This window comes from Abiotrophia defectiva ATCC 49176 (assembly GCF_037041345.1).
Lineage (GTDB): Bacteria > Bacillota > Bacilli > Lactobacillales > Aerococcaceae > Abiotrophia.
On record NZ_CP146287.1, the window covers coordinates 456119 to 468519 of the forward strand.

Sequence of the window (12401 nt, forward strand, 5' to 3'; positions counted from 1 at the left end):
TGAGTATGTGGCACTAATTCACGATTCACTTGTCCATACTATTACTATCGTTACAATATCATAACAATCCACTAAAATTAGTAGCGAATATTGCCTTTGGAATTTTAATATGAGCTATTGGAAATGCTGTTATGATGGTGTATAATGAGTTGTCGATAGATTTTTTTGTTCGTAATGATTCTGAAAGAAAGGAAGGATTTAATGAAATTGACAAGTCAGTTCATGCGTAAGTTTTACCAGCTGATGGCAGTAGTCCTCTTAGTTTTAGGCTCGCTTTTTCCAACAGTAGTTACTTATGCACAAGAAGTAAGCGCTGAGGACAGCACTACGACCCCTATCGTAGCTCCAGCAAACTCAGAAGAAAGCAAAGTGGAGGAGGTGACTCCAACTCCAGCGCCAGACAACCAAGAACCTGCAGTTCCAGCTCAGGAAGAATCCAGTCAGGAATCTAGCAGTGAGTCAGGTTCTACAAAATTGCGTTCTGCGGAAGTGAACGGTGTCTTGAAAATGACCCTTAACAACAACACAGGGACCGATGCTAAGTACACGACCAGTTCCCACGTTGGGGAAGTATCAGTTGATGGATCAGGACTCAATGATACCTTAGAGGGCGCCTTTGTTGAGATTCGCGTACCAGCCAAGTATGTTGAAACAATGGCAGCGACTGCAGGTGGTATCGCCAAAGAAGCAGGGGTCTTAACTCAAGATGGTGAGAACTATGTGTTAAAAGTTGCGCTTAATAATATTGAGCGAACTACATCAGGTTCTTTCCCCTTCAGTATTAAGTTTAAGGATCGCCTGACGCCAGATGGTTATAGCGTCCAACCGCGAGTAGCCGTTCGGCAAGCAGACAATCGAGTGGTTGCGGGCCCATCCTCTGACTTGACCTTTAATGTCAAAGCAGATAAACCGCAACTCCAAAAGCTAGTTAAAGCTAATACCTTGGACATGTTCGTCCAACAAGATATCTATGGTGGGGAAACGGATGGGGGAGACTATCTCAATGATAAAGCCTCTGACGTGCCATTCTATTTCTTCCTATCACCTCAAGGCATTACCAACCAAACTATCCAAGAGTATCGGGCTAATCAGACCTACCGGTCCTACGAGACCATTGTCATCAAGGATACCTTGCCTACCTATGAGGGCGTCGGTGGTCAAACGCTGACAGCTACCTTCGACCCAGCCAAAAACCCAGGTTGGACCAACAATGGTGATGGCACGGTTTCTTATACTGTAACCAACCCAGACCCAGCTTCTGGTGGGGCAGAGACAACCTTACGGAATGTTCGTCTACGCTTGTCATTCCCTAATGCTAAGTTTAAAAATGGTAATAAGCAAATCGTCCACAGTAATAATGTAGAATTGACCATGACCCCTTACCAAAAAGGGCCGTCAGAACCCGATACTGTCTTGACAGACGATGTGCCTTTCACCTTGACCAGTGAATTAGTTCCTGCGGGGATGTTCCGGAAGATTGCCAATAATAGTGGTCGGATTCGCTTGCAGCCTCAGGCTAACCACTTAGTGGAGGCTTTCTGGAGCTTAGCCTTCCGGAATACTTCGGCTCTGCCTGTATCGCAACTAGTAATGGAAGATACTCAATTAGATGAACGTATGTATCCATATAGCTTGACCGTTAGTGGAACTTTGAACATCCCACTAGACATTTATGCGGTGGCTGAAGATGGTAGTGAAACTTATATCGATACCCTATCGCGTACCAAACGTTCCATTGAGAACATTGATGCCCAAGCTTGGGCCCAAGTCCAAGAACAGGTAGCCAAGGTTCAAAGTGGCGAAATTGAAGATACTCAAGCCGTAGCTGCTACTCGTAAATATAAGGGGATTCGGATTAAGCTGCCTGCCGGTCAGAAACACATGCCAACCACAGGCTTTGCTTTGCAATACCGGACTCGTCTCTTAGATCCTTATAATACTAAGGCCCTGACAGAGAATAAGTTCTATAACAACGTAGCTACCCTAGATATCGCTTTAGAGACGGAAGACGGCTCTGAAGTCAAACCAAAGCAATTAAGTGCTAATGCCCGGATGTTGGCTGATACATTGGAAGAAACAGTACAATTCAACAAGACTACTACCGTAAACCAAACGGGGACCTTAGGTGAGCGAGTTGTCTATCGCCTAGTCTTCTCTAACTTCGTAGTGTCACCAGCACGTGCCTACCGCAATGCTAAGTTCATTGATATCCTGCCTCAAGGGGTGACCTTTAAGAGTGCTACTGAAGAATTAGCGGCAGACAAGGGCAAGATTAAGAATGTTGAAGTCGTTGAGAACTATAATGGCTCAGGTCGTACCGCCGTCATTATTGACCTAGGAACTATTCCGGCCTTCTCTGATGTTAAGCCTAACTTCCCAATTTTAGTGGAAGGGACTATCAATGAAGGGGCTATTCCAACCAAAATTCAAACACCTACTAATAATGAAGATAACCATGCTTACTTTATTTCTGATGAGTATGATCCACTTCCAGATGGGGTAAAATCAACAACATTAGTAGATAATAAGTTCAATATTCAAGTTGATGGTAAGACACCGGCTCAGTTAGTGGGGGCTACTTCAAAAACTACGGTTAACCTTCCATCTGAAATTGCTTCTACCAAGTACATCCGTAAGGCAGGCCAAAGCTTCCATACAAACCCAGTCTTAACCGATTATGATGAAGCTTTTGATTATCGCTTGCAGACTCGGAACTTCTCTGTCTTACCGATGAAACACTTTGTCTTGTATGACCGTCTACCATATAGCGGGGATGTTAATACAAGTAAATTCTCTAACCTGCTTACAGGACCACTCAATGTTCCTGCCAAGTACACTGTCTACTACCACACTGCGGCTGACATGACTAAGAATGCAGCACAAGAAGTAGGGCGTGACGGTTGGATGACAGCAGATCAGGTAGCTGATTTTACCCAGGTAACAGCTATCAAGATTGTCTTGAACCAAGGCCAAGTGGTTGAGCCAGGCGAAATCATTAACTTTGATGTGCCAATGAAGGCGCCAGCTTATACTAATGGCTACATTAATCGTGAGAAGGCAACTAACTTCTTCTCTACTAACCGGGACGCGAATGATCTGACCAGCTTTGGTGATACCAATGCGGTAGTCAACCAATTGCCTCACTATATCCCGGTTGCCAAGAAGTGGATTAATGATAAGAACCTAGACCAAGTAGTTTTTGAACTCTTCCGTAAAACTAGCCCACGAGATGTCTTGGCTACCTTGATCCTCAATGAAGCCAATAATTGGCAAGGAGTCTTCAAGCGTCTAGCAAATGGTGAGCTCTTAGACCCTGAGGTTCCAGACTACGATGTCCGTGAGGTTCTACCAGAACGATATGGCCTCGATTATACTGTCATGTCAATTAATGATCCAAGTAATCCTGCTGAAGGTGAAGATGAGCATACTTATACCATTATCAATGAACGTAAGGTACGCACCTACTATGTTAAGAAGGAATGGGAAGATGATAATAACCGTCTAGGCAAACGGAAGCCGATTAAGGTGCAACTCAAGCAAGACGGCCAAAATTATCGTGACCCACTCGACATTACTGAAAATGATAAGTGGCAAATTAGCATTCCAGATGTACCTTCAGTTAATAATGGACGTCCTTATATCTATAGTGCAGATGAAGTAGAAGTGCCTGCGGGTTACTATAAGGAAGTTAAATCTGAAGGAAATACGACGGTTATTACTAATAAATTGCCAATTCCAAGTGGAAAAGATGTAACCTCTGAAGGTATTCAGGGCGCTAGCCAAACCGGCACGCCGACCTACACGCCAGGGACCGTCACTATCGATGGTAGTCCCGTTAAAGTCGATTTGAAGCCTAACAGTTACCGTTTAGTTGTAGGGGGTCAAGTGATTGAGCAGACGACTACACCGGCCATGAAGAATGGTCAAGAAGTCGGGACCTACACTCTTGATCAAGCAAGTGGCAAAGTGACCTTCCAACCGAAGAAAGACTTTACCGGTCAGCCTGACCCAGTAACTGTCCAGGTAGAAGATGAAAATGGTACGACAGCCACCGCAACTTACACACCAAATGTCCTAGGCGTCAAACCAAGTGCACAGGATGCTGAAACAACTGATATTCAAGGCAAAGAACAGGTAGGGCAATTAACCTTTACCCCAGGGACGACCGCAGTAGATGGCAAAGATTATTCTGTGCCTATTGCGGCTAACTCTCTCCAATTCTTGGTAGATGGTCAAGCTTCAACTGAGACCACCATCCCTGCCAAAGATGCTAACGGTAAAGAAATCGGGACCTACACGCTCAACCAAAATGGTCAGGTAACCTTCCAACCTAATAAGGACTTTGTAGGTGACCCAGTACCAGTTCAAGTCCAAGCTAAGGATGAGAACGGAACGCCTGCAGTGGCAACTTACACTCCACATGTTACAGGCGTAAAACCAGTCGGGGTACCTGCGACCTCAACCGGTATTCGTGGCGCTAGCCAAAGCAAGCAAGTAACCTTCCAACCAGGCCATGCAGATGTGCCAATGGATGATCAGGTGCCTGCTAAACTTAAGGATGCCCAAGGTCAATTGGTCGAAAGCCTCAAGGTAGACAACCAAGGGACTTACACTGTGGCAGCTGATGGAACGGTTACTTTCCTTCCTGAGAAGAACTTCGTGGGTCAAGCTAAAGCCGTGACCGTCGTCCGTGTGGATAAGAACGGAACGCCAGCTGAAGCGACCTACACCCCAACCGTTGTCGATGCAACCCCAACTTCAGCAAACGCTGAAACCACTGATATACAGGGTCAAGTACAAGATGGGACCGTAAGCTTCGCACCAGGCCAAGCACAAATTGACGGTCAAGCTGTTACTGTGCCATTGGTAGAGAACAGTCTAGTCTTTGTAGTTGACGGTCAAGTAGTTCAAGAAAAAGAAATTGATGCCAAGGATACCGATGGTAAAACGATCGGGACCTACAAGCTCAACTCTGAGACAGGTCAAGTGACCTTCACGCCGCATAAGGATTATGTAGGAACCCCAGTTCCAGCAACTATCCAAGCGCATGACACTAATGATGTGACAGTCACCGCCACTTATCAACCACATGTAACGGGCGTGACGCCTTCTGGTAAGGACGTTACCTCAAGTGGCCTCCAAGGGGCTAGCCAAACTGGTCAACCTGTCTTTACGCCAGGGGATGCCAAGGTGCCAATCACCATTAACGATCAGCAACCTGCACAATTCTATGTTGGTGGCCAAGCAGTGACTGAAACCAGCCTGCCAGCTACTAAGGATGGCAAAGAAGTTGGAACCTACACCTTAGATCCTAAGACAGGTCAAGTAACCTTCCAACCTAAAGCTGATTTCGTGGGGACACCAGATTCTGTGACAGTTCAAGTTAAGGATGCCAACGGGACGCCAGCAAGAGCTAACTACACACCAACCGTCTTGCCAACTAGCCGTCAAGGCCTTGACAAGGTAAGTCAAGATATCCAAGGTAAGGCTCAAACTGGCCAGCCAGAATTCACCTACAACCCAGACCCTAACAATGGTGGGGCGGATCAAGCTATCCAAGTTTCTGCGCAAAACCCAGCCAAATTTGTGGTTGATGGTGCAGTCTCAGATGCTAGCCAAATCGACGCTAAGGATAAAGACGGCAAGGTTATCGGGACCTATACACTCACTCCTGAGACAGGCTTGATTACCTTCCAACCTAACAAGGACTTTGTAGGGACAGCTCAACCAGCTACTATCCAAGTGCTAGATCCTAACGGGGTAGCCGTTTCCGCAACTTACACCCCAACCGTGACACCAGTCACTCCAACCGGAACTAGCGTCACTTCAGAAGGCTTGCAAGGTCAAGCCCAAACAGGTACGCCAAGCTTTGAAGCGGGCCATGCAGATGTGCCAATTACCATTAATGATGAGCAACCTGCTCGCTTGGTAGATCCTACAACAGGTCAAGCAGTCAATGAAACCAGCTTACCAGCTGTCAAAGACGGCAAGACCGTGGGGACCTACACTATCGATTCTAAGACTGGGACCGTCACCTTCCAACCTAACAAGGACTTTGTTGGTACCCCAGATCCAATCCAAGTGGAGGTCAAAGATGCTAACGGCACGCCAGCCAAGGCAAGCTACACCCCAACCGTTACAGCCGTTGTACCTCGTGGTGACAATCAAACCACAACCGACATTCAAGGTAAGACCCAATCTGCTACCCTTGTCTTTATACCAGGGTCAGATAAGGTGCCAATGGATGATACGGTAGCCGCTACTTTCGAAGATGGTTCTACTGAGAAGAAGGTAGAAGGGCAAGGAACTTACACGGTTGCCAAAGATGGCACTGTGACCTTCGTGCCTGAAAAATCCTTCGTCGGGACAGCAGACCCAGTCACTGTCAAACGCCAAGACGTCAACGGCACGGTGGCCACTGCTACTTACACCCCAATCGTTACGGCGGTAACGCCAAGTGGAAGTCCAGCAACTTCAAGTGGCTTACAAGGGGCAAGTCAAACTGGCACTCCAAGCTTCACGCCAGGACACCCTGATGTGCCAATCAAGATTGATGCAGCTCAACCAGCTCAATTCGTAGTAGCAGGTAAAGCAGTGACTGAAACTAGCATTCCAGCTACTAAAGATGGCCAAGAAGTCGGGACCTACACCTTAGACCCACTGACTGGTACGGTTACCTTCCAACCGAAGAAAGACTTCGTAGGGGTTCCAGACCCAGTTACTGTTCAAGCTAAAGACGCTAACGGCACACCAGCGACTGCTACTTACACGCCAAGTGTAACGGGCGTAACGCCAAGTGGTAACCAGGTAGAGTCTTATGGTCTCAAGGGTCAGATTCAAACGGGCAAGCCAAGCTTCACACCTGGTAACAGCCAAGTACCAATTGATATGGATGCGGACCCAACCTTCGAAGACGGCAGCAAGAGAGTGACTCTTAAGGGTCAAGGATCTTATGTCCTAGCCAATGATGGGACGGTTACCTTCTTGCCAGAACCAGAATTTGTTGGGACAGCGACCCCAATTGTAGTGGTTCGTGTTGATATCAATGGGACTCCAGCTAAGGGGACTTACACACCGCATGTCTTAGACATCGTGCCAAATCACGCTAAATCGGAAGACGTGCAAGGTAAGACTCAGTCTGCTACGGTAGGTGCGACTGACCAAACAAGTGGTCAAGACCTTGTACCAAGTGCTAGTCGCCCAGCTCGCTTGCTAGATCCATTTACCAAAGAAGCAACAGATGCCAAAACTGTTCCAGCTCTAGACGATAATGGCAAAGAAATTGGTAGCTATACATTAGACCCATTAACCGGTCATGTGACCTTCCAACCAAATAAAGATTTCGTAGGCCAACCACAAGGGGCTGCGGTAGTCTTCCAACATGAATCAGGGGTTAGCGTAATTGCGCTCTATCAACCGTATGTAACGCCAAATCCAGATTCCAATGATTCAGGCTCTAGTGTCAGCGAGCAATCTGCTGATGCAAGTAAGCCAGATGAGCGCGACAAGCGCCCAGGCATCCACTTGCCTAAGACCGGGGAAAGTAACACTTCCTTCTGGTTAGCAACTAGCCTCGTGACATTAGCATTGACACTTGTTTTCTTTGGACGCAAGGTTAAGGCTGAAAACTAGAACTTCCAATAGGAAGTAATCAAATAGGGCGAGCCCCTTTCCTGATAGACAGGAAAGGGGCTCGCTTTTTGTTATAAAAAAAGCCCTAGAAGGACTTTCTGGGCAAGCAACCAAGCGCTAGAGTGAATCTGTCGGCTTACAGAAACACCACTAGGAGGTTGACTGCACAGGCAAGTCCTTCTAGGGAAAGAAATCAATATTAAATCGAAGGTGCTTCTTGATTAAAACTATGGCGGGATTGAATGTGAGCCAAGAGTGCTTGGCAACCGCGATAGATTTCAGAAAAAGCTGTATCAAAGTCTTCGGTGTACCAAGGGTCAGCAATCTGAGTTTCTTCTCCAGCATAGTGCAAGAGCATATTGACTTCGCCACTAGGGCGAGCACCAATCAGATAATTGATGGCCCGTAAGTTAGGTTCATCCATACCAATGATATAGTCAGCCTTGATATCTTCGATATCTAGTTGTCGCGCGACGTGTTTTGGGGTAGGAATTCCTAAGGCTTGAAGACGCTCATTGGCACCTTCATGAATCGTTTTTCCAATTTCCCAAGGGCTAGTTGCAGCAGAATCGATTTCTATTTGGTCGCTTAGACCGGCTTCGGCCACTAAATGACTGAAGATGGCTTCTGCCATTGGTGATCGGCAGATATTACCCAAGCAAACAAATATAACTTTAACCATAAATATCTCCTTTTACATTTGTAAGTAAATTTTGAGGGGATTTATTTGGTTTCGTCCATCTTGTTGACCTAAGTTGTAGAGTGACTCTAATACGGCGATGTCACTTTCAAATCTGCCAACTTTAAGGTGGGCAGATGGGCGGATGGCGAATAATTCGCCTTGTGCTTCCAAGCTTTCAATTTGATTCAAGGTCTGATTATAGCGGATGTTACGCTCTTTCAGGGCTTGGACAAAAGCAGGGAAGCGGTGGTAGAACATTGAATAAAATGGGTTCGAGTGAGTGGATTTGCGGTAAGAATCGGGTCTGGTAAGGACCACAATCAACTTATCAACACCCAGTTGGCGCGCATAATGGACTGGGATGCTATCACTAATACCACCGTCGAGGTAGGCGCCACCACTTAAACAAGGGCTAGCGTCTAACTGAATCATTTTAGAGACGAAGGGTAGGGCGGAACTGGCTCTTAGAACTTCCATTTGAGTAAATACGTCCTCGATTAGGGCGTATTCAGCTCTCCCACTGGCTACATGGGTGACCACTGCATGAAAACGGGCCTGGGAAGCTTTAAAGTGTTCGTTATCGAAAGGATCCAGGATCATAGGGACTTGGTAGTAGGCGAATTCCTTGTTGACATAGTTACCAGTCTTGAGCCAAGAGCTTAGACTCATATAACGTTTGTCGCCAAGATAGCGTCGATTATAACGCCATGCCCGACCAATTTGACCACTGAGATAATTAGCCCCGAAAAGGGCCCCTGCTGAAACAGCCACAATCTCATCTACTGGGATTTGGGCTGTCATTAGACTATCTAGGACACCGGCTGTGTATAAACCGCGCATCCCACCGCCTTCGAAGACCATGCCTATCCGCATACTTTGCCTCCTTTATGGGAAGGTGTCACCATCTTGATTAGGGACAAGACATGACACACCTACGAGCCTAAAGTGATTCATGTCACTATTGTATAATAAATTGATTCAGAAATAAAGCGACTTTTCTGAAAAACAGTAGACATTATGTTTCAATTGTGTTATATTTAAATTAAGTTAGCCTCTGACTTAATTAATCTTTCTTTTTAGTGCTAGTGAGGGTCTGACTTAATTTAAGCCTTTAATAAAGTTAATATCTAACTTTATAGGCCAAAAGAGGTTAGAGAATGGTAAAACGAAAGAAGTTAGAGAATGTGACGTCCCTTGGTATCGTCTTTGGGACTTTCGCCCCGCTACACGTTGGGCATATTGATATTATTAACCAGGCCAAGCGCCACAATGATGGGGTCCTAACCATCGTGTCAGGTTATGATGGGGACCGAGGGGATCTAATCGGGCTGAGTCTACGCAAGAGATTTCGTTATACGCGTGAGACTTTCCGCTATGATGACTTGGTCATTGTCGATAAGCTAGATGAGAATCATATTCCAGTCTATCCTAATGGTTGGGTAGAGTGGCTAGCCAAGCTCGATGAGTCCATTGCCCAGTATGTGACCTTCAGTGGCCCAGCTAAGATTGTGGTCTATTGTGGCGAGACAGAGTACAAGGATAAGATTAATGAACTGCGACCTGACTGGGAAGTAGTCCTGGTAGACCGTTCCATAATTAAGATTTCAGGGACCATGATTCGAAATAATCCTCGTGCCCATTGGCATCAGATTGCCAAGCCGTTCCGTCGTTTCTTCTCGACTAATGTCCTTATTGCAGGCTCTGCTTCCAACGGTAAGACCACCTTGGCGCGGGATTTATCACGTCTCTTCGGTTGCCCTTGGTCACCGGAATATGCCCGCGAGTACCAGGAACGTTACAATGTCTTAGATGATGAGTTGGACAAAAACGACTACACCTATCTCTTTACCGGCCAGTTCCGTCAGACTTCGGACTTGATTGACTCGCCGGCCAATAATGGCCTCATCATCGCTGATACCAACTCGACCATTACCATGGCCTATGCAGAGTACTATCTCAAGGACAGTCTGTCTGAGGAAGATTTCCAAGCCTTGACAGACGTCTACCAGTCCATGATTGAGAAAGAAAAATGGGACAAAATCTTTGTCGTCCTACCACAATCGAACTATGTGGACGATGGAGTTCGGGATATGACCATGGCGGATGAAGAAACCCGCGATGCCTTCACCTCCCTAACCATCCAGCTCTTTGAAGAAGCGGGATTGGCTGACAAGATTGTCTACTTGGGTAATCCTAAGCCGGGCCAGACCTTCTTCGAGAGTCTCTATGAAACAGCCAAAATTGAAATTGCAAGCTTATTGAATCAGGAGGTATAGAACATGTCAATTGTTGAAAAATTTAAGACTAAGTGGACCAAACTCCACGATTACTGCACATCAGGCTATAAGGTAACAGGGCGCAACCTCAAAATCTTGGCCGGCGACACGAAGAAATTAGGCTTTGCTGGCGTCGTTAAGGCCATTTATGAGGACTTAGTAGTGGGCCGTACTCCACTGGAGTGGGCTTACTTAATCATTATGTCCATTGTGCCAATTATTGTTGCTTTGCGCGACCCAGATTCAACCTTGCTAGGCTTTATCGCTTCTATTACAGGAGTTATTAACGTTATTTTGGTAGCTGAGGGCCGTAAATCCAATTACTTCTTTGGTGTCATTACGACCAGTATTTACTTATTTTTAGCTATCGGTAATGGATTCTATGGTGAGGTGTTAACTAATGCCTACTTCGTAGTTATGCAACCGATTGGCCTTTATGTCTGGCTTATGGCAGACCGTAAGCGTCGAGAACAAACCCATCAAGTAGAAGACACACCTACTAATGTCAAGTCCCGTCGCATGAGCTTGGTGGATTGGATTATTGCTTTAGCTCAAACTGCCATTGTTTGGCTTCTCATGGGCTTAGCCTATAAGTCTATCGGTGCTAATCGACCATTCCGTGATTCTGTGACTGATGGGACCAATGTGGTGGGGCAGAAGTTAATGACCGAGCTCTATGCCGAACAATGGCTCTTCTGGATTGCTACCAATCTCTTCTCCATTTACCTCTGGTGGGGCACTGATGGCTCCGTCGATATTGTGGTCATGTACCTGCTCTTCACAGTAAACAGCATTGTCGGCATGTATCGCTGGATTCAACAAGCTCAGGCCAATCAATAAGGAGGGACTTCATGCCTGAATTTAAGGACCCTCAAGCCGAAAACCACTATTATGAGACTGAGGCCAGCCAGGAAGAATTTTTGACCTGGTACCAAAAACAGGAATTTCCCAACTATCCCAAACCAGCCTTAACGGTAGACAATGTAATCTTACGTTGGTATCAGGCCGACCCAGAGGAGGCGCCCCAGCTGCAATTGCTCTTAATCAAGCGCAAGGCTCATCCTTTCTTGGGTCACTATGCCTTGCCGGGTGGCTTTGTCGAACCAGATGAAGACACTACCCAGGCCACTATTCGTGAGGTGCTAGAGGAAACCCATATTGCCTTGGACCCGCTGCGCATTGAGCAGTTGGAGACCTTTGCCAGTCCAGGTCGCGATCCACGCGCCTGGGTGGTCTCGGTGGCCCATATCGTCTACCTACCCTATGATAGCGGCCAGGAGGCGGTGGCAGGGGATGATGCCAGCGCTATTTGCTGGGCTAATCTCTCGGTGACCGAGTCAGGAGCTCTCTTACTAGTGGATAGTGAAAGTCAAGACTTCATTCATGACTTGGCCTTCGACCACGAGCTGATTATTACCAAGGCAGTGAGACGTCTATCCAATAAGTTGGAGTACCATCCGACGGTTCTGTCGCTTCTGCCAAGCACCTTCACCATTAAGGATGTCCGGGCCATCTTCGATGTCTTCAATCATCCCCAATTCCGCCATGTGGGCATGACGGCCTTCCGATTGCGTCAGGAGAAGTATCTGACCTTCCTGGAATTTGGCCATGCGGGTGCCGGTAAACGAGGGCGTAGTCACAAAACCTACACTTATCAACTCAATCCATTTTATTAGCAAGAAAAGACTGCCTGAGGCGGTCTTTTTTTGCGTCTTCTTCTTGCTAGAAAGAGGCGATTAGAGTAGAATAAGCCTATGTGAAAGGAGAGTAGAGCTAGCTATGAAGAGATTAAGCCTAGATTTGCGGGTTAG

6 protein-coding genes are annotated in these 12401 nt (G+C 46.6%); 4 read left to right on the forward strand and 2 right to left on the reverse strand.

Annotated elements, in window-relative coordinates; genetic code table 11:
• The first annotated feature begins 201 nt into the window (after positions 1 to 201).
• Entirely contained in the window at positions 202 to 7632 is a 7431-nt protein-coding gene (locus tag V7R82_RS02185) for a Cna B-type domain-containing protein (protein ID WP_338543139.1), read from the forward strand.
• A gap of 199 nt (positions 7633 to 7831) precedes the next feature.
• On the opposite strand, the gene V7R82_RS02190 is transcribed toward V7R82_RS02185, so the two are convergent.
• On the reverse strand, positions 7832 to 8314 hold the full coding sequence (locus V7R82_RS02190) for a low molecular weight protein-tyrosine-phosphatase (RefSeq protein WP_338543141.1): 483 nt from the start codon (positions 8312 to 8314) through the stop codon (positions 7832 to 7834).
• 12 nt (positions 8315 to 8326) lie between these two features.
• A complete protein-coding gene (locus V7R82_RS02195) occupies positions 8327 to 9187 on the reverse strand; it encodes a patatin family protein (protein WP_338543142.1) in 861 nt (286 codons plus the stop codon).
• 284 nt (positions 9188 to 9471) lie between these two features.
• Here V7R82_RS02195 and V7R82_RS02200 point away from each other — a divergent pair, with 284 nt between their 5' ends.
• From V7R82_RS02200 to V7R82_RS02210, 3 genes are read left to right on the forward strand one after another with little or no spacing between them, the layout of a single operon-like run.
• Positions 9472 to 10590 carry an AAA family ATPase gene (locus V7R82_RS02200; RefSeq protein ID WP_338543143.1) on the forward strand — a complete coding sequence of 373 codons (1119 nt, stop codon included), beginning with the start codon at positions 9472 to 9474 and terminating at the stop codon, positions 10588 to 10590.
• Positions 10591 to 10593: 3 nt separating this feature from the next.
• Entirely contained in the window at positions 10594 to 11430 is an 837-nt protein-coding gene (gene pnuC, locus V7R82_RS02205; protein ID WP_338543144.1) for a nicotinamide riboside transporter PnuC, read from the forward strand.
• Between the two features lie 11 nt (positions 11431 to 11441).
• On the forward strand, positions 11442 to 12266 hold the full coding sequence (locus V7R82_RS02210; RefSeq protein WP_338543145.1) for an NUDIX hydrolase: 825 nt from the start codon (positions 11442 to 11444) through the stop codon (positions 12264 to 12266).
• The last annotated feature ends 135 nt before the right edge of the window (positions 12267 to 12401 follow it).

Excerpts from the sequence above, each read along its gene's own strand:
- V7R82_RS02185 (WP_338543139.1), top strand. The coding sequence starts at position 202 with ATGAAATTGACAAGTCAGTTCATGCGTAAGTTTTACCAGCTGATGGCA.
- V7R82_RS02190 (WP_338543141.1), bottom strand. The coding sequence starts at position 8,314 with ATGGTTAAAGTTATATTTGTTTGCTTGGGTAATATCTGCCGATCACCA.
- V7R82_RS02195 (WP_338543142.1), bottom strand. The coding sequence starts at position 9,187 with ATGCGGATAGGCATGGTCTTCGAAGGCGGTGGGATGCGCGGTTTATAC.
- V7R82_RS02200 (WP_338543143.1), top strand. The coding sequence starts at position 9,472 with ATGGTAAAACGAAAGAAGTTAGAGAATGTGACGTCCCTTGGTATCGTC.
- pnuC (WP_338543144.1), top strand. The coding sequence starts at position 10,594 with ATGTCAATTGTTGAAAAATTTAAGACTAAGTGGACCAAACTCCACGAT.
- V7R82_RS02210 (WP_338543145.1), top strand. The coding sequence starts at position 11,442 with ATGCCTGAATTTAAGGACCCTCAAGCCGAAAACCACTATTATGAGACT.